This is a genomic window from Terrisporobacter hibernicus (genome assembly GCF_020809405.1).
Taxonomy (GTDB): Bacteria; Bacillota; Clostridia; order Peptostreptococcales; family Peptostreptococcaceae; genus Terrisporobacter; species Terrisporobacter petrolearius.
Genome location: NZ_CP081135.1, coordinates 2,566,322 through 2,592,089, shown reverse-complemented (window position 1 = coordinate 2,592,089; position 25,768 = coordinate 2,566,322). Strand labels below are relative to the sequence as shown.

The 25,768-nt window shown below is 29.8% G+C and carries 20 protein-coding genes; 2 read left to right on the top strand and 18 right to left on the bottom strand.

The window, feature by feature from the left end; translation table 11 throughout:
* Nucleotides 1-11 precede the first annotated feature (11 nt).
* The 4 genes from ftcD to JW646_RS12575 form a co-directional block, all read right to left on the bottom strand.
* Nucleotides 12-887: a glutamate formimidoyltransferase gene (gene ftcD, locus JW646_RS12590; RefSeq protein ID WP_228415359.1), complete on the bottom strand. Its 876-nt coding sequence runs from the start codon at nt 885-887 to the stop codon at nt 12-14.
* A gap of 151 nt (nt 888-1,038) precedes the next feature.
* Nucleotides 1,039-3,081 carry a urocanate hydratase gene (locus JW646_RS12585; protein WP_228415358.1) on the bottom strand — a complete coding sequence of 681 codons (2,043 nt, stop codon included), beginning with the start codon at nt 3,079-3,081 and terminating at the stop codon, nt 1,039-1,041.
* Nucleotides 3,082-3,144: 63 nt separating this feature from the next.
* Nucleotides 3,145-4,728, bottom strand: a complete 1,584-nt coding sequence (gene hutH / locus JW646_RS12580) for a histidine ammonia-lyase (protein WP_074914605.1) — start codon at nt 4,726-4,728, stop codon at nt 3,145-3,147.
* A gap of 299 nt (nt 4,729-5,027) precedes the next feature.
* Nucleotides 5,028-6,038 carry a LacI family DNA-binding transcriptional regulator gene (locus tag JW646_RS12575; RefSeq protein WP_074914602.1) on the bottom strand — a complete coding sequence of 337 codons (1,011 nt, stop codon included), beginning with the start codon at nt 6,036-6,038 and terminating at the stop codon, nt 5,028-5,030.
* Between the two features lie 245 nt (nt 6,039-6,283).
* Between JW646_RS12575 and JW646_RS12570 the strand changes: the two genes are divergently transcribed.
* Nucleotides 6,284-8,203, top strand: a complete 1,920-nt coding sequence (locus JW646_RS12570; protein ID WP_228415357.1) for an FUSC family protein — start codon at nt 6,284-6,286, stop codon at nt 8,201-8,203.
* A gap of 47 nt (nt 8,204-8,250) precedes the next feature.
* Here JW646_RS12570 and JW646_RS12565 read toward each other — a convergent pair whose 3' ends face one another.
* The 10 genes from JW646_RS12565 to xylA form a co-directional block, all read right to left on the bottom strand.
* Nucleotides 8,251-9,003: a hypothetical protein gene (locus JW646_RS12565; protein ID WP_228415356.1), complete on the bottom strand. Its 753-nt coding sequence runs from the start codon at nt 9,001-9,003 to the stop codon at nt 8,251-8,253.
* A 13-nt stretch (nt 9,004-9,016) separates the two neighbouring features.
* Nucleotides 9,017-9,337: a PadR family transcriptional regulator gene (locus JW646_RS12560; RefSeq protein ID WP_074914594.1), complete on the bottom strand. Its 321-nt coding sequence runs from the start codon at nt 9,335-9,337 to the stop codon at nt 9,017-9,019.
* Between the two features lie 176 nt (nt 9,338-9,513).
* Entirely contained in the window at nt 9,514-10,038 is a 525-nt protein-coding gene (locus JW646_RS12555; RefSeq protein ID WP_074914591.1) for a hypothetical protein, read from the bottom strand.
* A gap of 501 nt (nt 10,039-10,539) precedes the next feature.
* Nucleotides 10,540-11,847, bottom strand: coding sequence for a nickel pincer cofactor biosynthesis protein LarC (gene larC, locus JW646_RS12550; RefSeq protein WP_228415355.1), 1,308 nt, complete (start codon nt 11,845-11,847; stop codon nt 10,540-10,542).
* Between the two features lie 67 nt (nt 11,848-11,914).
* Complete coding sequence (locus JW646_RS12545; RefSeq protein ID WP_228415354.1) at nt 11,915-13,042, bottom strand: aldo/keto reductase; 1,128 nt, start codon at nt 13,040-13,042, stop codon at nt 11,915-11,917.
* A 137-nt stretch (nt 13,043-13,179) separates the two neighbouring features.
* Nucleotides 13,180-13,566 carry a MerR family transcriptional regulator gene (locus JW646_RS12540; RefSeq protein WP_074914584.1) on the bottom strand — a complete coding sequence of 129 codons (387 nt, stop codon included), beginning with the start codon at nt 13,564-13,566 and terminating at the stop codon, nt 13,180-13,182.
* A 230-nt stretch (nt 13,567-13,796) separates the two neighbouring features.
* Nucleotides 13,797-14,348, bottom strand: a complete 552-nt coding sequence (locus JW646_RS12535) for a hypothetical protein (protein WP_074914581.1) — start codon at nt 14,346-14,348, stop codon at nt 13,797-13,799.
* 185 nt (nt 14,349-14,533) lie between these two features.
* Nucleotides 14,534-16,084, bottom strand: coding sequence for a nitrite/sulfite reductase (locus JW646_RS12530; RefSeq protein WP_228415353.1), 1,551 nt, complete (start codon nt 16,082-16,084; stop codon nt 14,534-14,536).
* Between the two features lie 192 nt (nt 16,085-16,276).
* Nucleotides 16,277-17,746 (bottom strand): xylulokinase, encoded by a 1,470-nt coding sequence (gene xylB / locus JW646_RS12525; RefSeq protein WP_228415352.1) that lies wholly within the window; start codon nt 17,744-17,746, stop codon nt 16,277-16,279.
* 141 nt (nt 17,747-17,887) lie between these two features.
* Nucleotides 17,888-19,228, bottom strand: a complete 1,341-nt coding sequence (gene xylA, locus JW646_RS12520) for a xylose isomerase (protein WP_074914573.1) — start codon at nt 19,226-19,228, stop codon at nt 17,888-17,890.
* Between the two features lie 183 nt (nt 19,229-19,411).
* On the opposite strand from xylA, the gene JW646_RS12515 reads away from it, so the two are divergent.
* Complete coding sequence (locus JW646_RS12515; RefSeq protein ID WP_148556043.1) at nt 19,412-20,569, top strand: ROK family transcriptional regulator; 1,158 nt, start codon at nt 19,412-19,414, stop codon at nt 20,567-20,569.
* 9 nt (nt 20,570-20,578) lie between these two features.
* Here JW646_RS12515 and mmsB read toward each other — a convergent pair whose 3' ends face one another.
* The 4 genes from mmsB to JW646_RS12495 form a co-directional block, all read right to left on the bottom strand.
* Nucleotides 20,579-21,763, bottom strand: coding sequence for a multiple monosaccharide ABC transporter permease (gene mmsB / locus JW646_RS12510; RefSeq protein ID WP_148556042.1), 1,185 nt, complete (start codon nt 21,761-21,763; stop codon nt 20,579-20,581).
* Between the two features lie 4 nt (nt 21,764-21,767).
* On the bottom strand, nt 21,768-23,306 hold the full coding sequence (mmsA, locus tag JW646_RS12505; RefSeq protein ID WP_074914569.1) for a multiple monosaccharide ABC transporter ATP-binding protein: 1,539 nt from the start codon (nt 23,304-23,306) through the stop codon (nt 21,768-21,770).
* Nucleotides 23,307-23,446: 140 nt separating this feature from the next.
* Entirely contained in the window at nt 23,447-24,538 is a 1,092-nt protein-coding gene (gene chvE / locus JW646_RS12500; RefSeq protein ID WP_074914566.1) for a multiple monosaccharide ABC transporter substrate-binding protein, read from the bottom strand.
* A gap of 112 nt (nt 24,539-24,650) precedes the next feature.
* Nucleotides 24,651-25,703 carry an aldose epimerase family protein gene (locus JW646_RS12495; RefSeq protein WP_228415351.1) on the bottom strand — a complete coding sequence of 351 codons (1,053 nt, stop codon included), beginning with the start codon at nt 25,701-25,703 and terminating at the stop codon, nt 24,651-24,653.
* Nucleotides 25,704-25,768: the final 65 nt, after the last annotated feature.

The window sequence follows — 25,768 nt, the reverse complement described above, 5'->3', positions numbered from 1 at the left end:
CTTTAACTAGATTATAGTACTTTGTCTAAAGAGAAGTTTTCCAGACCTAAATAATAAGCTGCTGTATCTATTAAAGCTTCCATTGGGCAAAGTCCTACTATTTCACTTCCTGTAACATTTACACCATATCTTCTAGCTTCCATTTTTACAGCTTCAAAAGCTCTATATATGGCAGTTTTACTATAATCAGTTAAGTTCATAGTAACTTGAGTTATATTTCTTTCAGGAACTTCTACTGGTCCTGCTTTTATATATCTATATCCACCACTAGAGTGTCTTATAGTTTTTGCAATCTTACTTGCTATTTCTATATTTGGTGTATCTAGGTTTATATTATATGCTATAAGAGGTTTTCTAGCTCCTATTGCTATGGCACCAGCAGTTGGGTGTTTTTTGTCAGGTCCAAAGTCTGGCTCCCAAGCTGGATCTTTTAATTTTTCATCTAAACCTTCGTACTCTCCTTTTCTAACAACTGCTAAGTTTTCTCTTTCAGGTTTTGTTGCAGAAGCTTCATAAAGAAATACTGGTATATTGTAAGATTGTCCTACCATTTCACCTAATTCTTTTGAAAGAGCAACTGCATCCTCCATAGTCATTCCTTTTATAGGAATAAATGGACAAACATCACAAGCTCCAAATCTAGAGTGTTGTCCCTTATGATTGTTCATATCTATAACTTCTGATGCCACACCTATTGCTTCAAAAACTGCTTTTTTTACAGCTTGTGGCTCACCTATTACAGTAACTACTACTCTATTATAGTCTTTGTCTGCTTCATAGTTTAATAGTTTAACCCCTGGAACTCCTCTAAGTGGGTTTACTATTTTTTCTATTTTTTCTAAGTCTACACCTTCACTAAAATTTGGTACGCATTGTACTATTGCCATATTTTTTTCCTCCTATTTACGATAATTATTTTAGTTAATATTTTATATATTTATAAACAAAGTCTATACTTCTAGTAATAAACTGCATAGACTTTGCCTTATAAACCTAATTAATTTTAAGTAAGATTTATATCTTCAGTGGATAAAGCTTTTATTCAAATATTTTATCTCCAACTAAATCCTCAATCATTTCATCATCTGCTATAAATGGAAGTGTTAAATGGTCTTTTCCTTCACACATTTTATTGTATTCTATAACTGTAGTTATAGAGTTTTCATTTCTAGCCCAAGCACGTCTAGCAACACCACTCATAACATCCCAAGGCATAGAAGTTCTTAGTATATCATCAACTCTCTGAGATCCATCAAGAACCATACCAAAACCACCATTTATAGATTTTCCAATTCCTACTCCTCCACCATTGTGAAGAGCTACTAAACTCATTCCTCTAGCACAGTTTCCTGCAAAGCAGTGAGTAGCCATATCAGCCATTATATTACTTCCATCTTTTATGTTTGAAGTTTCTCTAAATGGTGAATCTGTCCCTGATACATCATGATGGTCTCTTCCCATCATAACTGGGCCTATTTCTCCACGTCTTACCATATCATTGAACTTAAGAGCAATGTTTGTTCTACCCATAGCATCTTGATATAATATTCTTGCTTGTGTTCCCACAACAAGATTGTTTTTAACTGCATCTCTTATCCATATCCAGTTATCTCTGTCTTGATATCTCCTTTGTGGATCTATACAGCTCATAGCTGCTTCATCAGTTTTAACTAAATCTTCATGCTTACCACTTAAACAAACCCATCTAAATGGACCATATCCATAATCAAATAATTGAGGACCTAAAATATCTTCAACATAAGATGGGAATATAAATCCGTCTTTTTCGTCTACACCATTTTTAGAAATTTCTTCGCATCCAGCATCATAAACGGCTTTCATAAAACTGTTACCATAATCAAAGAAGTAAACTCCCCTATCATGTAATATCTTAATTAATTCAAAGTGTTTTCTTAATGTTTCATCCACTAAACGAGCAAATTTCTGTGGATCATGAGCTAGTAATTCTGTTCTTTGTTCAAAAGTAATTCCAACAGGACAATAACCACCATCATAAACTGCATGACAAGAAGTTTGGTCTGACAATAAATCTATATGAATATTTTCATCTACTGCATATTCAAGCAAATCAACTATATTACCACGGAAAGCTATAGCGCAAGGTTCTTTTGCATCCATTTTTTCCTTAGCAAGTTTAAAAGCATCTTCTGGCGAATTACTTACTTCACTTACCCATCCTTGATCAAATCTAGTTTTTATTCTAGATATATCAACTTCTGCAACTATTCCAACACCACCTGCTATTTCTACAGCTTTACCTTGGGCACCACTCATTCCCCCAAGGCCTGAAGTAACAAATAATCTTCCTTTTAAATCTTCATTTTGTGGTATTCCAAGTTTTAATCTTCCTGCATTTAATACTGTTGAGTAAGTTCCATGAACTATCCCTTGTGGTCCTATGTACATCCATCCTCCTGCAGTCATTTGACCATAGTTTGCCACACCTATGGCAGTTGCTCTTTTCCAGTCATCTAAATTATCGAACATACCTATCATAAGTGAGTTTGTAAGTATAACTCTAGGTGCATCTGGTTTAGATTTGAAAAGTCCTACAGGATGACCAGATTGTATAACTAAAGTTTGGTCCTGCGTTAAAACTTCCAAGTATTTTTTTACAAGTTGATATTGCATCCAGTTTTGGAATACTTGACCTGTTTCACCATAAGTTACAAGTTCATAAGGATAAAGTGCCACATCAAAATCTAAATTGTTATCTATCATAACTTGAAAAGCTTTTCCCTCTGTACATCTTCCTTTATACTCATCTATTGGCTTTCCATAAATCCTTTCTTCTGGTCTAAATCTATAGCCATAGATTCTTCCATAAGTCATTAATTCATCTAAAAATTCTGGTGCTAAATCTTCATGATACTCTTCTGGTATATATCTTAAAGCATTTTTTAAAGCTAATTTTATATCAGCATTGCTTAGTTTTGCTTCTCTTCTTGGAGCTCTTCTTATTCCTTTTTCAAATGTGGGTATTTCTTTAGGTATGTCAGTTAATTTGATTGTCATAGCATTTTTAATATCTTCATTATTAAAATTCAAAGTCTTTTCCATTTCGATTTCCCCTTTAAAAGTTTATTTAATCAGAATAAATATATAATTTATTTTTTTATAAAACTATATATTTTCTGATAGCTGTCCCTTTGTTTCTATATCTTCAAATAACAATATTTCTTGTTCTAAAGCTTCTTCAACAGCTTCAACTATCAAATTGTCTTTTATAAGGTCTTCACAAATATTTATATCTTTGTACATTATTCTATCTTTATCTATAAACGGAGTATGTTCCCTTACAATATTGTAAGCAGCTTCTGTTCCTAATCCTAATTTTTTCTTTCCTCTTAAGTCTATTGCTTGAACGCTTGTTAGTATTTCCATGGCAATAACTTTTCTCACATTATCCATAATATCTCTAGCTTTTCTAGCTGCTATTGTTCCCATAGAAACATGATCTTCTTGATTTGCAGAAGAAGGAATAGAGTCTACACTTGCTGGATGAGCTAGAACTTTATTTTCTGAAACAAGTGATGCTGCAGAATACTGAACTATCATAAATCCAGAGTTTAAACCACCATGATTAACTAAAAATGCTGGTAAACCATAACTTAAAGCTGGATTTACCATTTTTTCTAATCTTCTTTCTGCTATATTTGCCATTTCTGCCAAAGCAATTCCAAGGAAATCAAAACTTAAAGCCATTGGTTGTCCATGAAAATTACCTCCAGAAATTATTTTTTGATCTTCTCCTGGGAATATTATTGGATTGTCTGTAACTGAGTTCATTTCTATTTCTAATTTATTTTTTACATATTCTAAGGCATCTTTGCTAGCTCCATGTATTTGTGGCGAACATCTTAGAGAATATGCATCTTGAGTTCTAAGTTGCCCTTGCTTAGTAACCATTTCACTACCTTCCACCATAGTTAACACATTTTTTGCAGTATTGAATTGTCCTTTGTGAGGTCTGACTAAATTAACTCTTTCATCCATGGCACAAGTTATACCATTTAATGCTTCCATTGTTAAACATAAAGATATATCAGCAGTTTTCATTAAATTTAGTGCATCATGAATAGTTATCGCACCAACTGCAGTCATACATTGAGTCCCGTTTATTAATGCTAAACCTTCTTTTGCACCTAAGTACTCAAGAGGTTTTATTCCTGCTTTTTCCATAGCATCTTTGGATTCCATTCTTTTACCTTTATAAATGGCTTCTCCAAGGCCTAACATAGTAAGTACCATATGAGATAGTGGGGCCAAATCTCCCGATGAGCCAAGTGATCCTTTTTCTGGAACTATTGGATGAACTCCTTTGTTTATCATAGAAGTTAATACTTCTAAAGTTTCACATCTTGCTCCCGAATATCCCTTAGATAAAGCATTTGCTCTAAGTAGCATCATAGCTCTTACGATTTCTTCACTTAAGGGGTTTCCCACACCACATGAATGAGACATTATAAGATTAGTTTGCAATTGTCTGCACTCATCTTTTGATATTGCCACATCAGAAAACTTACCAAATCCAGTAGTTATTCCATAAGATATTTGGCCTGCATCTACTATGTCGTCAACTATTTGTCTAGAAGTTTTCACTTTTTCTAGAGCCTCTTTACTTATTTCTACAGGAAAATTGTATCTAGCAACATTTACTAAATCATCTAATGTAAGACTATTGCCATCGATTATTATTTTTTTCATATAAACCTCCCCAAAACCTATAATTAAATCTTATTGTTTATACTACATACTAAAAATTGTTAAATAATATTTATTCTAAATATTCTACATTTTCCGAGAAGTCTCCTTCCATATGTTACCATAATGTTTTTATTTAAAATATAAATTAAAATATATAGGAAAATATACTTCTATCATTTAGGTAATCCCCTTTTAAAAATGCACATTTTATTTTGTCAAATATATAATTAAAAGCTGAAATTTACATATAAAAAGGGTGTATCAAAAAAGATACACCCTTGGATTTTAATATTTAATTTCTATTTTTTTATTACAGATTCTCTTTCCATAATTTGATATGGTAATTCTATTTTCTTCTCTTCTACAGATTCACCATTTATTATTTTAATTAAAGCTCTTATTGAAACTGCCCCCATATCGAATAATGGTTGATAAACTGTTGTCAATTTTGGTCTATATATTTTTGCAAGTTTTGTATCGTTAAATCCTGCTACAGAAATATCTTCCGGAACGCTGTAACCTGAATCAAAGATGGCATTTATTGCTCCAACAGCTGCTTCATCACCTGTAACAAAAACTGCTGATGGTATTATTTTTTCATCTATAAGCTCTTTCATTGAGTTATATCCGCCCTCGTAATCAGTATTTCCATACTTAATTAGTTCATCTCTAACTGATATATTGTTATCTTTTAGAGCAGCTTCATAACCTGTTCTTCTTTCTATTTCTAGTATAGTATCTTCCTTACTAGTCATGATTAATGCTATTTCTTTGTGATTACTTTCTATTAAATACTTAGTCATGTCGTAAGTAGCTTTTTCGTTACTTGTACTTACACTATATATGTCATAATCTCTTGCTGTTTTACTTATGTACACTGCAGGAATACGACTTTCTTTCATAAAGTTTACATGATCTTCATCTAATATCCAAGATATCATAACTATACCTTCAACTTGCTTAGTTTTAAGTAGTCTTATACTATCTAGTTCTTGCTCTTTATCTGAATAAGTATTCACTAAAAGTATATCGTAGTCATACATCTTAGCAACTGCTTCTATTCCGTTCAATATTTCATTAACAAAAGAGTCTGATACTTCCGGAACTATGACTCCTATTAATTTACTTTTTTTAGTAACTAAGCTCCTAGCAAGAGGATTAGGTACATAACCTGTTTCTTTAATTACTTCTAAAACCCTTTGTTTAACTTCGTCCGTTACTGGTTTTGAATCATTTATAACTCTTGAAACTGTTGATATGGATACACCAGCCAGTTTCGCAACATCTTTTATCGTTACGTTATTATTCATTTCGTGCCTCCTATTATTACTATCAGTACGATTTCTTTGTCTAATCTCTTCATTTTAACATAACTTACGTATTTTATAAATACATATTACAATTTATTTCTATGCCAAAATGCTAAAAAACTTTTTGTTAGAATTATCAACTTATACTTATTATTTACATTTAATTTATTAATATTTAAAATCTCATTAATTAAAGAGAATAATAAAACAAAAAATATAAAAAATACTACTAGGAGGAGAACATTATGAACAAAAAATTAATAATCTTAAAAACATCTACCTTTGTTTTTGTAGTATTTTTTGTAGTTATATTTAAACTAATATTTGGTGAAGAAAATACTTTAATTGGTGTTTCTACCATAACAGCCACACTAATGTTTTTAGACCAAGACTTAACATTGTCTCCTGTACGAAGCGCTATAAAGCTTATACTTATTAATTTATTGATTGGTATTAGTTCTTATTTAGTGATTTCCAATATGTATTTAGGAGTTCTACTTAACTTTTTTACCCTATTTATAGTTAGCTATAATTTTTGCTATAATTTTAGAAATCCACTATATATACCATTTACATTACAATATATATTTTTATTATCAAATCCAGTAGATAGCAAGGGTTTTCTTGTTAGAATTCTTGCCTTAATTTCTGGAGCTTTAGTTATTGTACTTACACAAATTTTAGTCAATAATAATAAGTTATCAAAATCAGGAAATAAATTGCTAGAAAATGTATGTGATTCTATAGAAAATAAAATTGAATATAAAGAACAATATGATTTAGTTGATGATGGTATAGAAAAGGTAAATCAGTCTATAGATGCTTTTAGAACTATGGTTTATGACAAAAGAGAACATAACTATTATTTGACAGAAGAAGGACGACTAAAATTAAATTTATCAGTTGCACTTGAAAGTATACATACTATGATTCATGATATTGATTTAAACATTATAGATGAGGATATATTAAATACTTTAGAATTTTTAATAAAAGAAGTTAAAATGCTTCTTATTAATTCTGATGATAATATTAATGAAAATAATATTTCCATTTACATGGAGAAACTATTAAAAATTTGTGAGCAAAAAAATACAAATGACTTGTTAAATTTACAATTGCTAGATAGTATGATTTTATTATCTGATACTATAGAATCTTTAGAACTGCTAGATAAAAAACAGTATAATCTTGTAAATAGATCTCATGAAATATCTGAACTTTTCTCAGATAGTAAAATAAAATTATTCCTTACAGATAGAAAATCCATAAGATTTTGCTATGCTATAAGAGTTGCTATTTGTATAAGTATTGGTTCATTTATTATACAGTATTTTGACTTATCAGAAGGTAGATGGATTTTATTTACTTTATTTTCTTTAATAAATCCTTTATATGAAGTGTCAAAATCTAAGACTAAAGATAGATTATTTGCTACATTAATTGGTGCCCTTATTATATTTGCATTGTTTACTATTTTCAAAGACCCAACAGCAAGAATGTTAATAGTACTTATAGCTGGATATCTAAACGGATACGCTACTGAATATAAATATGCAACTATATTTGTCACAATTTCTGCAATAGGTTCAGCAGCTTTAGTTGGAAATGTGAAGGTTCTTACAATAAATAGAATTTTATTTGTTTTAGTTGGTACAGTAATTGCCCTATTAGCCAACAAATATATTTTCCCTTACAAAGTAAAAGACTCTATGATACAACTTAAAAATATGTATCATGAAACTATTATATCTATGCTTAAAGAAGTGAAAAATTTGATAGAGGGAAATAAGCAACCTACAACTATGAAAAATCTAATTATTTTAACTTCTTTAATAGATGCAAAAGCAAGAACCAATGAAAAAATGACAAACTCGCCACATTATAGTCAAATAATTAGTGGAAGAAGATTTCTCACTACAAGTATTTATGAACTTTATATGTTAATATTAAGGGGCAAAATAAAGTTCCAAAACCAAAAGGAAATCTTAAATGATTTAAATAACCTAATTTATTGCTCTAATGAAGATGTTAGTACAAAAATCAATCATATTGAACAAGGAATAAGCATGTCTAAAGATATTAATACTAAGATAATATTAAGTAGTATTATGATTATATTAAGAGAGTTAAGCTATTTAAACGAATTAAATAAATCAATATAATAAAGAATCTTAAGCTATAAAAGCTTAAGATTTTTATTTGCCAATGACTAATCATTTGACTTTGTTACTCTTCTTGATTCAAATATACATAAAGCAATACATAGTAAGTATGGAATAATAGGAACTAAAAGATTCTTTCCAAAGCTAATATTTGTAAAACTTTCTATTATGGAAGGAATGTACATTAAAAATGGCATCATTAAATACCACGTATCTATTTTTTTTGATACAACAAAACATGCTATAAATAAAACACCAATCATTATACTTACTATTGATTTATTAATAACTATAGATTGTTCCATGTTTCTTCCTATTAGTCCTATAATAACCATAGTTACTATATTCATGAAAAATAATACAAATATTCCTATAGTAAATTTTTTATCCTTAAATGCAAATTTTCTAGCTAAAATCACTAATAAAACAGTCATAATTATATAGTCTAAGGGAGTTAATATCGCTTCCATAATGGACATAGTAACTATTCCACTTTTTATTCCACTTAAAAATATCCATGTTCCAAAACCTAAAATAAGCATTAAGACTGTTTCTATTAATTCTTTTTTACTAAAAGATAGTTCCTCAGCCACAGATTTAGCATATTCTTCAGGTGAATTACCAAAAATATCTTCTACGCTTTTCCCTTCTTTCTCTCCAAGCATTAAATGCTCTTCTGCTTCAGCGATAAACTCCTTAATCTCATTTTCACTTTTTCCTGTACTTATTAAATACATATTTAAATTTAATATGAACTCTTCCCCTTCTTTAGATATTGTGTAATTATAATTTTTGCTCATAAACTACTCCTCCTTATTTCCCTTCCAACAATTTATTTACACTAGTAGATATGCCTTGCCATATTACCATAAAATCATCTAACTGCTCCCTACCTTTATCTGTTAAAGAGTAGTACTTTCTCTTTGGACCACTTTCTGATGATTTAGTAGTTGTTGTAACTAACCCCTCTTTTTTCATTCTTATTAATAATGGATATATACTTCCTTCACTAACCATATTGAATCCATATAACTCTAATTTTTGGGTCATTTCATATCCATATACTTCTTCTTCTGATATAACAGCCAGCAAACATCCTTCTAAAATGCCCTTTAACATTTGTGTTGAATTCATTTTATACCTCCTATGTTGTAGTACAAGATAGCGAGGTAACTTGTATTACAACCTACTATAATTATAATATACTCCACTCTATCTTGTTTTGCAATATAGTTGTAATAATTTTATTATTTTTTCCTTAATACTAAAAAAGTAGAAGATAAAATAATTATCTTCTACTTCATACTTGTCTAGTTTAATACAGTTTTATTATATTCTATTAAGTAGCTTTCTATTAAATCTTCTAATGCTTCTTTTGTGAAAATCTCTGCTGCTTCAACATGTTCTTCATTTACTGCTAAATTGATGTAAGATGAACACAATTCTGATACTGCATAGCCTAAAGCTTGTGTAAATCTCCTTGCAATAGAATTATTAATACCTATAGATATAATAGTAACGCCTCCAGGTATCAATCTTAATATTTTTCCAAGAAGCATTTTGTAAATAAATTTTTCTCTGTTCAATAAAATATTTTCACTTAAAATCTGCTCAGCATCTAAATTGTATTTATTAATTTCCCAAGTATTTAGTATTTTTAAGCACATTTCACTCTCTAAATCCATAAGTATTGAAGAATCTGACATAGATATTGGAGTAGATGCCTTTTTAGCCGCTAATTGTCCGTAGTGTATCAATATATTTTCTTTTATATATTCTTTTTTTGAAGTAAAATCTAGTTCTTTATTTGTATACTTTATTTTAATTTCCACCATTATTTTCCTCCATCTATAGAAAATTAACTTAACTTGAGACAGCTACAATTTATATAGCCAACGAGGCAATTTCGTTACTAATTCAGGCCACCACAATGCTCAAATAAGTTCTTTAGACATATTATTCTATAAATGTTTATAAATACCTTTATTTGTATAAGTTGTTTTATATCACTTGTTTTCTTCCTCACAAATCTCTTCTTTTGTTAAAATCTTTTTCCTAGATATGATCATATTGCACTCCTGGCAATAATAGCTTATACTTCCTCATCCATCTAAAACTTCTAGTTTGCTTTTACAATGTGGGCAGTAATATTCTTTCATTATAAATAGATCTCCTTATTTTTCATTTATACTTTCATAACTTATTTTTTCTCAATATTATTACTATAATACAAAAATTATTATACCCTATTATATATTAATCTAAATTTGTATTTTCATATAAAAAAGACTCTGAAAACATGTTTTAATATGTTTCAAAGTCTTTTTTAACAAGTATTAATTTAATTCATGGCTACATTCTTTTACTATAATTTGGTATACATCTTGATATGGCTTATTGTGTTTTTTGCATAGTTCTATTACACTGTCATACTCTGGATAAATTCTTTTTCCTCTAGATATGTGACAGATTTTTACTGCTACTTCTCCTAGTGAAGTTTGAACTTTTTTAATTTCTCTTTTTAAAATACTTCTTTCCATTCTTTGTTTTCTAATTCCAATAGTTGTAGTTTCTTCAAAGATAATATCTTCTAATTTAGGTACATCTTCTTCTTTACAAACAACATTTAATTGATAAGCAGGACGATTTTTTTTCATAAATACTGGCATATAGTGAACATCTCTAGCTCCTGCTTTATATAAACGTTCCATTACATATCCTAAAGCTTCTCCTGAACAATCATCTATATTACTTTCTAACTTTACAATAAAGTCCTTATATTCACTTTCATCTTCTATAAGCATGGCTCTTAATATACTTGGTCTTTCGTATGTTCTTTTACCTGCTCCTAAACCTATTTTTTTAATAGAAAACTCTTTTGGGAGCTTATCTTCAGTTTTAATAGCTGCCACAATAGCAGCACCTGTAGGTGTTACTAATTCTGCTTCTATATTTGTAAGACGAAGTTTTAGATTATTATTTGCTACAATTTTAGAAACTGCTGGCACTGGAACTGGTATTACCCCATGTTGGCAACGAATAAACCCACATCCTTCATATAGTACTGGTACAACTACTTCTTCTATTTCTAAATTATCTAAACACACTGCTACAGCTATTATATCTACTATAGAATCCACTGCCCCAACCTCATGAAAATGCACTTCATCTATGCTAACTCCATGAGCTGCTGCTTCTGCTTCCCCTAATATATTAAAAATCTTCACTGCAATTTGTTTTGCATTATTTGTAATATCAGCTTTTTCAATAATAGAAATTACATCTGATAATCCACGATGTTCATGATGGTGGTCATTGTGTTCATGAGAATGTTCCTCTTCATGACTATGATGATGATCTTGTTCATGTTCATGGTGATGGTCATGACTGTGGTCATTGCCACCGTAAAGGTAGTTCATATCATGATCATGGTTTTCATGTTTATCATCTAATATTACGTTAAAGTCGCAAGCGTCTAATCCACTTTTTATTACTCTACTTATTTCTGTTTTAAAACCTTTAACTGGTAAACTTTTCAAAGCTTTATTTAAAACCTCTTCACTAGCCCCCAAATCCAATAAGGCTGCAACTGTCATATCTCCACTAATTCCACTGTAACATTCTAAATACAATTTATTACTCATTGTCTTCCCCCTAGTTTGTTAATCTATATTGCCATTTTATAATTTTTTTAGATTTTTTTCCACTTTTTTATTCATTAAATTTTAATTCATTGGCAATTTCTTTTAAATATGTTGTTATTGGAAGATGTTGCGGGCAAACATTTTCGCATTGTTTGCATTCTATACACTGTGATGCATCTCTATGTTTTTCCTTTAAGTTTTCATAGCACACCAGTGAAAAGTTAAGTTGTAATGATCCAAACCTTTTAAGATTATTATATATTGAAAAACATTCAGGTATTGCAACATTTTTAGGACAATTTTCTGTACAGTAATGACATGATGTACAAGGAATTGCTATACTTGACTTTATTATAGCACCTGCTTTTTCAATAATTTTTTTCTCCCTTTCACTCAATGGTTGAAATTCTTTCATATAACTTATATTATCTTGGAGTTGTTCTTTATTACTCATTCCACTTAATACAACCATTACATTATCAATGGATGCTGCATATCTTATTGCCCAAGATGCTGTGGAAAGTTGACTATTCTCTTCCTTAAATAGTTTCTCTGCCTCTGGTGAAATATTAGCTAAAGAACCTCCTTTAATTGGCTCCATAACAATTACAGGCTTATTGTGTTTTTTCGCCACTTCATAACATTTTCTTGATTGAACAATATCGTCTTCCCAATCTATATAGTTAATTTGTAATTGTACATATTCCACTTCTGGATGATTCCTAAGTATTTTATCAAGTACTTCTGCGCTATCATGAAAAGAAAAACCAATATGTTTAATTTTTCCTTCTGATTTTTTTTCTTTAATAAATTCAAAAGCACCCATTTCTTCTGATAATAAATATGTTTGGTCTCCTATTCCATGTAACCAGTAGTAATCAAAATATTCTACTCCACATTTTATCAACTGCTCATTAAATATTTTAGGGATCTGAGACTTTTCATTTATCATAAACATTGGTAATTTATCTGTAATAGTATAAGCATTCCTTGGATATCTTTTTACTACTGCCTCCCTAAATGCTATTTCACTATTTCCATTATGATAAGGATATGCTGTATCAAAATAAGTAAATCCATTTTTCATATATTCATCTATCATAGAAGTAAATTTGACCATATCAATGCTTCCCTGGTCATCCTTATCAATAAGTGGCAAACGCATAAGACCAAATCCTAGTTTTTTAGTTTTCATTATACTACCTCCAATTGCTTATTTTTTATTATCCGTATTATAAATAGTATTCATTTAAGTTCTATACAATTCAAAATATGCCTTTAAAAATAAACATATGGAAAGAGCCTCGATACTTAGTAGCTAGGCTCTTTAAATTATTGATTTTTTTCTCTTAATTCTTTTTCACTCATTATTAAACCTTTTTCATATAAATCAATTTTGTAATCTAAACGTTCTAAGGTTTTGTTCATTTCTTCTATTTTTTCAGCTAAAGCTCTACGTTGGTCTATTAGTAATGCTTTTCTCTCATCAACAGTTGAATCCCCTTGCTGAAACATAGTAACATAATCTATTAAAACTTCTATTGGAAGTCCTGCTCCTCTCATACATTTTATAAACTCAACCCAGTTGCAATCTTCCTGAGTATAATCTCTTATACCACTTTTATTTCTATTTACTGTTGGTATTAGCCCCACTCTTTCGTAATATCTTAGTGTATCTGCTGATAATCCATATTTTTTACTTACTTCTGTAATTGTCATAAGCATGTTCCTTTCATATTCTTATAATTTACATATTTTATAATTTTTTTCATAACTTTAATTATTTATTTTATCACTTTATAAAATTTCACTATTTTAATTTTATGATAACCCTTGGAGTAGACTCCAAGTCAAGGTAAATTTATATAAAAATTAAAACCCGGCTAAATAGATTATTTATATTATCTACTTAGTCGGGCTTTTATAAAAAAATATATGATAATGTATATCTACTTTTTACCAGATTCACCTATTAAAAATCCAATTGAACTACACATTAAATCTCTAATTTGAGATATAGTTTGCATATTTTCTAAATTATTAGTTAGCATTAAAATACTTAAAACAGATATACATATTATAGATATTCCCAGTGCTATAGTTATTTGAACTAGATTAATATCTTTATAACTGTAATATGGTTCTAATTCACATTGTGTATTTTCTTTTCCTAAATCTTCATCTAAATTATCTAGTTCTTGTTCTAGCTTGTTTAGTTCACCTTTTATCTCTTCAATTTTTATTTTTTTCTCTTTTTTATTAAACTTAATATTAGAACTTAAGAGAAATCCAAATACGGAGGCTAAAGTTGATCTAAATACTACTTCCAATGAATTTTTAACTCCATTACCTCCATCACTAAAAAAAGCAATTAATACTACCACTAAAAATAATACTATTCCCACCATAATTAGTGATTTAAAGGATATATTTAGTTCATCCCAATCATGTTTAAATTCTTTAATCAGGAGATTTTTTCTATTACAATTTTTATTTGACATAATATATCACCTTATTATTTAGTAGCCTAATTATATATACTACTAAATAGTAAATAATGTGACTAAATTTGTCGTATATATTTTTATTTATCCAGCTTGCCAACCACCTTTGCTTAAATAGCAAATCAAACTATAATTTTCTAACATATAAAAAAGAGTGTAAATTACTCTACACTCTATCAGTACTATACTAAATATTTGTTTATTATTTTATCTAAATCTTCTCTATTATTTTTTATAAATTCTTCATATGTTGTTTTTGAATTATCTATTTCCAAAGCTAAATCATATAAGAACTTAGGAATATCTTCTTTTATTATATCTCCAACTTTTTTACCTAAAACTGCTCCATCTTTTCCATGTCTTCCATCCATATGAAGTTCAAATGCTTCTTTTGAAACATCATTGACTCTTTTTTTCTTACCAGCAAAACCAAGAGTTCCTATTTGGTGTGTTCCACATGAATTGTTACATCCAGAAATACGAATTGATGGTAATATATCTTTTTCTAAACCTTTTGATTTAAAATACTCTAATATTTCATTTAGTAAGTATTGACTATGACCAATACCTATTTGACATGTTGGTACACCTATACATGCTGTACTTTGAGCTAATAGAGTTTCTCCACCTAAGTTTTGAGTAGTTTTTATTAATTCTTTTGCTTCAATTCCATTTAAGTTTCTTATATATATACCTTCACTCATTGATAGTCTTATTTCAACATCTTCTACATTTTCTATATTGTGGATTATTGATTTTAGAGTATCTAATTTTAAGATTCCTCCAATTGGATGGAAGTAAACTGTATATAGTCCTTCTTGTTTTTGTTCTATTAATCTAGGATGAACTAAATCAGTTTTTATACCTTTTTTGTTGTATTCTTTTTTATTTACAATTAAATCTAAATTTTCTTTTTCCATAACCTGAGCTAAATGTTTTTTATAACACTCTATTAATGCTTCTTCACCCATTCTTGCTTGTATATATCTAGTACGAGCTTTATTTTTATTTGAGTAATCCCCTTGTTCAATAAATAAGTTAGTCATAGCTTCTACATGATATAAAACTTCCTCTGGTTTTATTAACTCCCCAAATTCAGCTGATTTAAGAGGATTTTTTCCAAGTCCACCTGTTAAATAAACTTTAAAAAATTCTTTGTCATCCTTTTTAGTAGCTATAAATCCTAAATCTGCTATTTGAGCATTACCTCTATCACTTTCACTACTCGAAAAAGATACTTTTAACTTTCTAGGTAATTTGTAAGTAGTTATTTTTTTCATAAAATGCTCGTTTACTGCTTTAGCATATTGGCTTACATCAAAAGCTTCTTCTTTATCAACTCCACTTAGGGGTGAAATAGAAACATTTCTTGGGAAGTTTCCTCCTCCACCTCTTGTATACATGTTGTGTTGAAGTGCTTCTTCCATTATATCGCAAACTTCGTCCATACTTAAGCCATGTAATTGAACAGCTTGACGTGTAGTAGTATGTACACTATCTAAGTTTCTTTCACTGGCAAATTTATAAATTAATTTTAGTTGCTCAACGTTTAATATTCCAGATGGTATTCTAAGTCTTATCATGAACTCTTCTCCACCACGATGTGCATATACACCCATTCCACCTGAAGTACCCTTAAATTCTAGGGCAGATATTTCTTTTCTTTCAAATCTGTGACCCATTGATCTAAAATCAGCTATTTCAGCTAATAACTCTTCGTTTAAATTATTCATTGCGTTCACTCCCTTTTATAGTCCAGTTTACTTCAATTAGTAAATTATACCATAGCACACCCCCTATTTTCACATAAAAAAGGATATTTATACATCGTAAGTTCTTATGACTATTATAGGTTTTACCTATCATTAATTTTGTGTGAAAACAAAAAAATAATGATGATAATTAAAAATTATCATCATTATTTTTTATATTAATTCATCGTATAGATTTTTAACTGTTGGATAGATTTTTTTAAACTTATTATATCTATCTTCATATTTTTCTACTAATTCTTTTTCTGGTTCTATAGTCTCTGTTACTTTTACTAATTTATTAACTGCATCTTCAATACTATCAAACTCATTACAAGCTACAGTTGCAAGTATGGCCCCACCTAAAGCTGGACCTTCTTCACTTTCTATCATATCAACTTTTAAATTAAGTACGTTTGAAATAATCTTCTTCCATAATGGACTCTTTGCTCCACCACCACAGATTTTTGTTCTTTCTATATTTATACCTAGTGATTTTGCCACTTCTAATGAATCCCTAAGAGCAAAGGCAACACCTTCAAGAACTGCTTGAGTCATATCACTTCTAGAAGTATCCATGCTCATTCCTATAAATGTTCCTCTAGCATTTGGATTATTGTGAGGAGATCTTTCACCCATTAAATATGGTAAGAAGTAAACATTGTTTTCTCCTAGTTTAGTAATATCTTCTTGCTCCTTAGCATAATCCTTTGTATTTAAAATTTCTTCACTCCACCATTTATTACAAGAGGCTGCACTTAACATACATCCCATCAAATGATAATTGCCATCAGCATGATCAAAAGAATGTAGAGCATTATTTGAATCTACCCCAAAGTTTTTAGAAGATATAAATATAGTTCCTGATGTCCCAAGAGATATATTACATCTACCATCTCCCACAGTACCTGTACCTATGGCTGCCGCTGCATTGTCCCCAGCTCCTGCCACAATTTTTACTGTATTTGGTATTTCTAGCTCTTTAGCTATTTCATCAGTTACATTTCCCACAACTTCATAGCTTTCATAAACTTTTGCTAACTGCTCTTCTTTTATTCCACAAATGTCTATCATTTCTTTTGACCAACATCTATTTTTTACATCAAATATTAACATTCCTGAAGCATCTGACACATCTGTGCAGTGAACACCACTTAATTTGTAAGCTATGTAATCCTTAGGTAACATTATCTTTTTAATTTTTACAAAGTTTTGTGGTTCTTTATTTTTCACCCATAATATTTTAGGTGCAGTAAATCCTGTGAAAGATATGTTTGCTGTATATTTTGACAAAGTTTCTTTACCTATTACTTCATTTAAATAGTCGCATTCTTCTTTTGTTCTTCCATCATTCCAAAGAAGAGCTGGTCTTATTACATCATCATTTTCATCTAAAATAACAAGTCCATGCATTTGCCCTCCAAAGCTAATTCCACCTACCTGGCTTTTATCTATATCTTTTATTAATTCTTTTAAGCCTGCCATAGTTTGTGCATACCAATCTTCTGGATTTTGTTCAGACCATCCTGGCCTTGGAAAATATAGTGGATATTCTTTTGATACAATATTGCATATTTTGCCACTACCATCCATTAAAAGCAATTTTACTGCTGAAGTTCCCAAATCTATACCTATATAATACATAAGCATCCCCCTGCACATTATTTTCTAAAGTTTTACATTCTAAATTTATATTACTTAATTTTACCTAATTTCCTAATAAATAAAAAAGGTTGTAGTAAAGAAAGCAGAAGCCATATTTATTACAACCTTTAAAATACTTTACTATTTAGTTTCCATTATATATTGATTTAGTCTACTTTCCAATAATTCTTGTCTTCCTGAAACATTTGGAGTTACTCCATTTTCTAGAGCATAAGCTTCTAATTCTTTAAATCCAACTTTTCCATCTATTATATCTTTTCCTAAACCTTCTTTATAAGAAGCATATCTTCTTTCTTTGAAATCTTCAAACACTCTATCTTCTATTAGTCTAGCTGCAACTTTTAACCCTCTAGCAAAAGCATCCATACCTGCTATATAAGAATAGAATAAATCAGATTCTTCAAAAGAAGCTCTACGAACTTTGGAGTCAAAGTTTAATCCACCTTTGTCAAATCCTCCGTCTAATAATATTTCATACATAGCTAATGTAGTATCATAAATGTTTGTTGGGAATTGGTCTGTATCCCATCCTAACATTAAGTCTCCTTGGTTAGCATCAACACTTCCTAATACTCCATTTATTCTACATTGATTTAATTCATGTTGGAATGTGTGCCCTGCAAGTGTAGCATGGTTAGCTTCTATATTTAATTTAAAGTCATTTTGTAAGTTATATTTTCTTAAGAATGCTAAAACTGTTGCAGTATCAAAATCATATTGATGTTTAGTTGGCTCTTTTGGCTTTGGTTCTATTAATAATTGTCCCTCAAATCCTATTTCTTTCTTATAATCTACTGCCATTTGTAAAAGTCTTGCTAAGTTATCAAGTTCTAATCCAGTATCAGTGTTTAGAAGTGTTTCATATCCTTCTCTTCCACCCCAGAATACATAGTTAACTCCACCTAATTCCTTAGTTACATCCATAGCTTTTTTGATTTGAGCTGCTGCATAAGCAAATACTGTTGCATTGCAAGAAGTTCCAGCACCATGAACAAATTTATCATCACCAAATGCATTTGTAGTTCCCCATAAACATTTGATTCCTGTTCTTTTCATTTCTTCTTTTATTACTTCAACTATTTCATCAAGGTTAGCATTAGTCTCTGCTAAAGTTTTTCCTCTTGGAGCTACGTCCACGTCGTGGAAGCAGAAGAATGGTATTTGCATTTTTTCCATAAATTCAAAGGATGCATGTACCCTTTCTTTTGCTATTTCCATAGCATCTTCTCTTTGATCCCAAGGTCTATGCATAGTTGCTCCACCAAATGGGTCATTTCCCATATATGTTAATGTGTGCCAATAACTCATAGCAAATCTACAGTGTTCTTTCATTGTTTTACCCATCACCACTTCATCTGGATTATAGTATTTGAAAGCTAAAGGATTTTTGCTTGTTGGCCCTTCATAATTTACTTTTTCAATTCCTTTAAAATATGTTTTTGTTTCCACTATTGTACTCATAATTAACATTCCTCCATTTGTTTATTGATTGAACTAATTAAATAATATTTTAAAATATAATACTTATTTATAAGATATTGAAATCTTTTTTGCCCTTTACTTGCTATTTTCTAATTTATCCTATATACCTTCTTTATGTGATAAAATAATATTAAACATTATATTTAGTAAAAGGAGATTAACATGGCTGCTGCAAGTCAAGAATTAATTAGAAATATTAATAACAATCTTATACTTGAGTCTATTTTAAACTATGGTCCCATATCTCGTGCAGATCTTTCTAAGAAGCTGAATTTAACTAAAGCCACTATTTCTGCAATTGTACAAGATTTGATTGATCATTCTTTAGTAATTGAAATTGGAAGTAAAGATACTCACGTGGGTCGTAAGCCTATACTTTTGTGCTTCAACCAAAAATGTGCTTATGCTATTTCCATAGATTTAAACGCAGAGTATATTGCTGTATGTCTTTCAGATTTAAAAGGTGAGAAAATTTACTCTTCTCATTATAAAAATAATTTAGATTCTGAAACACTTTTAGAAAAACTTAAAGCCATAATAAAACATATTATAACTTTAGTTCCTGATTCAAAATACGGTGTTGTTGGAATAACTGTTGGTATTCATGGTATTACCTTTAATAATGAAATTATATTTACACCTTATTACAATTTAACTGGACTAGATATAGCTTCTGATCTAAACAATACTTTTAATATTCCTGTGTATATAGAAAATGAAGCTAATCTATCTGTTATAGGTGAAAAAGCTTTCTTCAATGATTATTCCAATATAGTAAATATAAGTATACATACTGGAGTTGGTCTTGGTCTAATTATAGATAATAAACTTTATACAGGTTATAATGGTTTTGCCGGTGAGTTTGGTCATTCTATTGTGGTCCCAAACGGAAAACCTTGTCCATGTGGTAATAATGGTTGCTTAGAGCAATATGTATCTGAAACATCTCTTCTTCGACATTACTCTCAACTAAAAGGTTCAGAGATAAAAGATATTGATGTTCTAATTTCAGATTATTTATATGGAGATATAGAAGCTAATCAAGTTATTAAATCTTTTATTGATTATATGTCTATAGCTGTAAATAATATTTTAAATACTTTCAACCCTCATATTATTATCATAAACAGTGCCGTAACTACTTATCTTCCTAACATAATAGAAAAGATAAAAAATAGTATGAACAGCCGTATGTCTAAGTATATAAACATAGTTCCAACAACACTTCAAAATAATTCTATTTTATTAGGTGGCGTTTACATTATTAGTAAAAACTTCCTTAAAATTGATAACTTAGCTCTAAGTAGCAAATATGATTAATCATATTTGCTACTTAGATTCTTTTCTTTTCTTAGATATAACATCAAATGCTACTGCTGCAAGTAAAACTAAACCTTTTACTGCTTTTTGCATATTGGCATCTATACCCATTATTGACATACCATTATTTAATACACCCATAAATATAGCACCTATTACTGCTCCTCCAACTGTTCCTGTTCCACCATAAGCTGATGCTCCACCTATAAAACAAGCTCCTATTGCATCTAATTCATAGTTCATACCTGCTGTAGGTGCAGAAGAGTTAAAACGAGCAACACACATTAATGCAGCCATTGCACTTAAAAATGCCATATTTACATAAGATTTAAATAATACTTTATTTGTATCTATACCACTTAATTTTGCAGCTTTTTCATTTCCACCAACTGCATATAAGTATCTACCATTAACAGTTCTTGATGTGTAATATGAGTAAATAAGTACTACTGCTGCTAATAAGATTAGTATAGTTGGTATACCTTTATGATTTGCTAACTTGTATCCTGCAAATACTATTAATGCACAAATTACTACTAATTTAATTAAAAGTTGTGCCATACTTCCTGTACAATAACCTTTTTTAACTCTATTTTTTCTACTTATAAGTTCAGCACATACCAAGACAACACAAACTACTATAGCCACTATCATACACATCATGTTGATCTGACCACCAAAAGGATCTGGTATATAACTATTAAATAAATTCAAATATTTTTCTGGGAATGGTGAAATAGTTAATCCACCTAATATCATTAAGGCTACACCTCTCCAAAGTAACATACCTGATAGTGTTACTATGAAAGCAGGTATTCTAACGTATGCAATCCAAAATCCTTGCCATATACCTATCAATATACCTACTGCTAAACATATGGCAATAGCTAAATATACATTCATGCCTTTAGTTACTATTAATGTTCCTGCCAATGCTCCAACTAAGGCTACTATAGAACCAACAGATAAGTCTATGTTACCGCCTGTTAGTATACACATTAACATCCCAACAGCAAGTATAACAACATAACCATTTTGAGATATTAAGTTTGTAACGTTTCTTGGTGCTAGAAGTGTTCCTCCCGTTTTAACTTGGAAAAACAACGTAACTATAACCAAAGCTATCAGCATAGTATTTTTTTTCATAAAAACTTTCAATTTGTCCATACTATTAAATTCTTTTGCTTTTTCCATAACTCTACGCTCCTTGACTTGATTTCAAAATACATGACATTATAATTTCTTGGTCTGCTTCTTCTTTGTTAAGCTCTCCCACAATTTTACCTTCATTCATAACATAAATACGATCGCTCATTCCTAGTATCTCTGGTAATTCAGACGAAATCATAATTACTGACTTTCCTGCTGCAACTAATTTATTGATTATACAGTAAATTTCGTATTTTGCTCCCACGTCTATACCACGAGTAGGTTCATCAAGTATTAGAATATCTGGCTCTGCAAACATCCACTTACTCAATAATACTTTTTGTTGATTTCCTCCACTAAGATTACCTACGTTTTGTTCTATAGTGGTGCACTTTGTTTTCAGCTTTTGTTTATATTCTTCAGCTACCTTAACCTCTTCATCTTTATTTATAACATTGTGATTACTAATTTTATCCATTCTTGCCATAGTTGTATTAACTCTAATAGGATTTGATAATATTAGTCCATTTCCTTTTCTATCTTCTGACACATATGCTAATTTGTTATAAATAGCATCTTTTACAGTATTTAACTTAACTTCTTTTCCATTAATAAAAATTTGTCCACTAATATTGGTTCCATAACTTTTTCCAAAAACACTCATTGCAAGTTCTGTTCTGCCAGCTCCCATAAGCCCTGATATTCCTACAACCTCACCTTTACGTACATTTATAGAAACATTATCTACTACTTTACGCCCCGAGAATTGTTCATGATGTACGTTCCAGTTTTTCACTTGAAAACAAACATCTCCAATTGGAATATTCTCTCTTACGGGGAATCTATTAGTTAAATCTCTACCAACCATTCCTTTAATTATTCTTTCTTCACTAAAATCATCCAATTTTTTATCCAAAGTTTCTATAGTGGATCCATCACGAATAATTGTTATCTTGTCGGCAACATAAGATATTTCATTCAATTTATGTGAGATTATTATGGAAGTCATTCCTTTTTTCTTGAATTCCAATAATAAATCTAGTAATTTTTGAGATTCTTGTTCATTTAATGATGCTGTTGGCTCATCTAATATAAGAAGTTTAACACTCTTTGATAAAGCTTTTGCTATTTCAACTAACTGTTGCTTTCCTACACCTATATCTTTTATTAAAGTTTGTGAAGATTCTTGAAGTCCTACAACTTCTAATAATCCTTCTGCATCGGAATAAGTTTTATTCCAATCTATTGCCATTTTTTTGCCTTGTTCATTACCTAAAAATATGTTTTCACCTATACTCATATAAGGTACTAGCGCTAGTTCTTGATGTATAATTACTATACCTTTTTTCTCACTATCTTTTATTTCTTTAAAATTACAAACTTCACCTTTATAAACTATATCTCCCGTATAACTACCATAAGGGTACACACCACTTAGTACATTCATTAGAGTAGATTTACCAGCTCCATTTTCTCCAACTAAAGCATGAATTTCTCCTTCCTCAACTTGAAGGTTTACATTATCTAAAGCTTTAACTCCAGGAAATTCCTTGGTAATATTCCTCATTTCTAATATTATTTCAGCCAATTACCTCTCCCCTTTAACTTAGAAGGGTAAATATAATGTCTTATATCTACCCTATTTTATTTGTCCTATAGTAATAAATTAAAAATTATCTGCTTTATGAATAATTTTTAATCCTAGCCTTATCTACAGCAAAGCCAATTTTATTTTAATTTATCTTCAGTGTAGTATCCTGAGTCTATTAATAACTCTTTATAGTTTTCTTTATCTGCGAATACTGGCTCGCATAAATAAGTTGGTACTACACCTTTTCCATTGTCATATGATTTTTCATCATTTACGTCTACTTTTTCACCTGACATTATTTGTCCAACCATTTTAACAACTTGAGTTGCTAATTTACGAGTATCTTTGAATACTGACATTGATTGAGTTCCCTTTAATATATTTTTAACAGAAGTTATATCACAGTCTTGTCCTGTTAATACAGGGAAGTTATCTTTTGTATATCCAGCAGCTTTTAAAGCATTTGTTACACCATTTGCAACAGAGTCATTAGAAGATAATACAACGTCTACTTTTTTATCTCCTGTGTAGTTTGCTGTTAATATGTTATCCATTCTTTTTTGAGCTTCTTCAGTTGACCAGTTTGGAGTAGCAACTTCTTCTAATTTTGTTTGTTTAGATTGAACAACTAATTTTCCCTCATCTATGTATTTTTGTAATACCTCCATAGCTCCACCAAAGAAGAAGCGGCAGTTATTATCATCAGAAGAACCAGTGAATAATTCTAAGTTAAAAGGTCCTTTTTCTTTATCTAATTTTAAAGTATCAACTATATACTGACCTTGTATTTGGCCAACTTTGTGGTTATCAAACGTAGCATAATAAGATACTGCATCTGTATCCATTATTAAACGATCATATGCTATAACAGGGATTTCTTCATTTTTAGCTTCTTGTAAAACTGTACTTAAAGAACCACCATCTATAGATGCTATAACTAAAAGTTTGCATCCACCAGTTATCATATTTTCAATTTGTGAAACTTGAGTAGCTATATCATTATTTGCATACTGTAAGTCTACCTCATATCCTGCTTCTTCTAATTCTTTTTTCATGTTTTCACCATCTTGGTTCCAACGTTGTAAATCTTTTGTAGGCATAGCGACACCTATTTTTCCACCTTCTTTTTTGTCTCCAGATCCTGAACCAGAACTAGAACATGCAGTTAGTGATAATACTAGCATCACACTCATTGATAATGCTAATATTTTCCCAAAAATTTTTTTCATCAGTGCTTTCCCCCTAAATTTTTTAATATTTTATAATAATAGGTTATTTTATTTGACTAATAACTAATTTAAAATATCTTTTCCTAATTAAAACAACCTATTTTATACTTATTTATTTGTTTATAAATTTATAAATAGTGGTACTTTTATACTTATCTCCTGCTTTTAAAATAGGAGATTTGAATTTTTCATTGTTAATTGAATCTGGGAAATATTGAGTTTCTAAACAAATGCCACATCTGTCTTCATATACTGTATTGTCCTTTCCTGTGGGGCCTCCAGAAATAAAGTTTCCTGCATAAAACTGTACCCCTTCACTATCTGAATATACTTCCATAGCAATATTTGTAGTTTCATCATAAAGTTCTGCTATTTTTTCTATTCCGTCTTCTTTCTTATCTATTACAAAGTTATGGTCATAGCCACCACAAAATAGTAGTTGATTGTAGTTTTCATTAATCTGTGAATTTATTTTTTTAGGAATTGTGAAATCCATTGGTGTCCCTTTTACAGACTTAATTTCACCTGTTGGTATGGCTTTACTATCTTTTACTGGTGTAAAGTATTTCGAATTTATCCATAGTTGTTGATTAGTTGCATCTTTGCTCTTATGTCCTGACAAATTGAAATAACTGTGATTAGTTAAATTTACAACAGTATCTTTGTCACTTACTACTTCGTAAGATAATTTCAATTCATTGTCTTCAGTTAGAGTATATCTAACTTTTACCTCTAAGTCACCTGGAAATCCTTGAGCTCTATCCGGGTTAAAATGAGTAAATTCAACATAATTTTCTCTTTCACTCATATAATAATTCCACACAACATTGTGAAATCCTTTTCCACCACTATGTAAATTATTGTTATTATCATTTTGTTCTAAGTTGTACTCTATATCATTTAAAATAAAGGATGCATTATTTATACGATTACAATTAGGTCCAATAGTTGAACCAAAAAATTTTGGATTTGAAATATAATTTTTTAGATCGTCGTATCCAAGAACCATGTCTATTTTTTCATTGTTCTTAGAAATAGTAAGACTTATTAATGTAGCTCCATAATTAGTAACTACAGCTTCCATATTATTACTATTTTTTAATTTAAATGCGAAAACGCTATCCCCAACATTAGTTGAGCCAAATTGCATTTTTTCTATATTCATATCATTCTCCCTTGAAATGGTTATTTTATAGATCTTATTATAAAATATTACTCCTTCTTATGATT

Bases quoted from the DNA above. Each gene is read 5' to 3' on its own strand.
- xylA (WP_074914573.1), bottom strand. From the start codon at position 19,228: ATGAGTACAATAGTGGAAACAAAAACATATTTTAAAGGAATTGAAAAA.
- larC (WP_228415355.1), bottom strand. From the start codon at position 11,847: ATGAGTAATAAATTGTATTTAGAATGTTACAGTGGAATTAGTGGAGAT.
- JW646_RS12570 (WP_228415357.1), top strand. From the start codon at position 6,284: ATGAACAAAAAATTAATAATCTTAAAAACATCTACCTTTGTTTTTGTA.
- JW646_RS12545 (WP_228415354.1), bottom strand. From the start codon at position 13,042: ATGAAAACTAAAAAACTAGGATTTGGTCTTATGCGTTTGCCACTTATT.
- ftcD (WP_228415359.1), bottom strand. From the start codon at position 887: ATGGCAATAGTACAATGCGTACCAAATTTTAGTGAAGGTGTAGACTTA.
- JW646_RS12555 (WP_074914591.1), bottom strand. From the start codon at position 10,038: ATGGTGGAAATTAAAATAAAGTATACAAATAAAGAACTAGATTTTACT.
- JW646_RS12575 (WP_074914602.1), bottom strand. From the start codon at position 6,038: ATGAATAATAACGTAACGATAAAAGATGTTGCGAAACTGGCTGGTGTA.
- JW646_RS12540 (WP_074914584.1), bottom strand. From the start codon at position 13,566: ATGACAATTACAGAAGTAAGTAAAAAATATGGATTATCAGCAGATACA.
- xylB (WP_228415352.1), bottom strand. From the start codon at position 17,746: ATGTATTATATAGGTATAGATTTGGGAACTTCAGCAGTAAAATTGCTT.
- JW646_RS12515 (WP_148556043.1), top strand. From the start codon at position 19,412: ATGGCTGCTGCAAGTCAAGAATTAATTAGAAATATTAATAACAATCTT.
- JW646_RS12585 (WP_228415358.1), bottom strand. From the start codon at position 3,081: ATGGAAAAGACTTTGAATTTTAATAATGAAGATATTAAAAATGCTATG.
- hutH (WP_074914605.1), bottom strand. From the start codon at position 4,728: ATGAAAAAAATAATAATCGATGGCAATAGTCTTACATTAGATGATTTA.
- mmsB (WP_148556042.1), bottom strand. From the start codon at position 21,763: ATGGAAAAAGCAAAAGAATTTAATAGTATGGACAAATTGAAAGTTTTT.
- JW646_RS12530 (WP_228415353.1), bottom strand. From the start codon at position 16,084: ATGAATAATTTAAACGAAGAGTTATTAGCTGAAATAGCTGATTTTAGA.
- chvE (WP_074914566.1), bottom strand. From the start codon at position 24,538: ATGAAAAAAATTTTTGGGAAAATATTAGCATTATCAATGAGTGTGATG.
- JW646_RS12565 (WP_228415356.1), bottom strand. From the start codon at position 9,003: ATGAGCAAAAATTATAATTACACAATATCTAAAGAAGGGGAAGAGTTC.
- JW646_RS12535 (WP_074914581.1), bottom strand. From the start codon at position 14,348: ATGTCAAATAAAAATTGTAATAGAAAAAATCTCCTGATTAAAGAATTT.
- JW646_RS12560 (WP_074914594.1), bottom strand. From the start codon at position 9,337: ATGAATTCAACACAAATGTTAAAGGGCATTTTAGAAGGATGTTTGCTG.
- JW646_RS12495 (WP_228415351.1), bottom strand. From the start codon at position 25,703: ATGAATATAGAAAAAATGCAATTTGGCTCAACTAATGTTGGGGATAGC.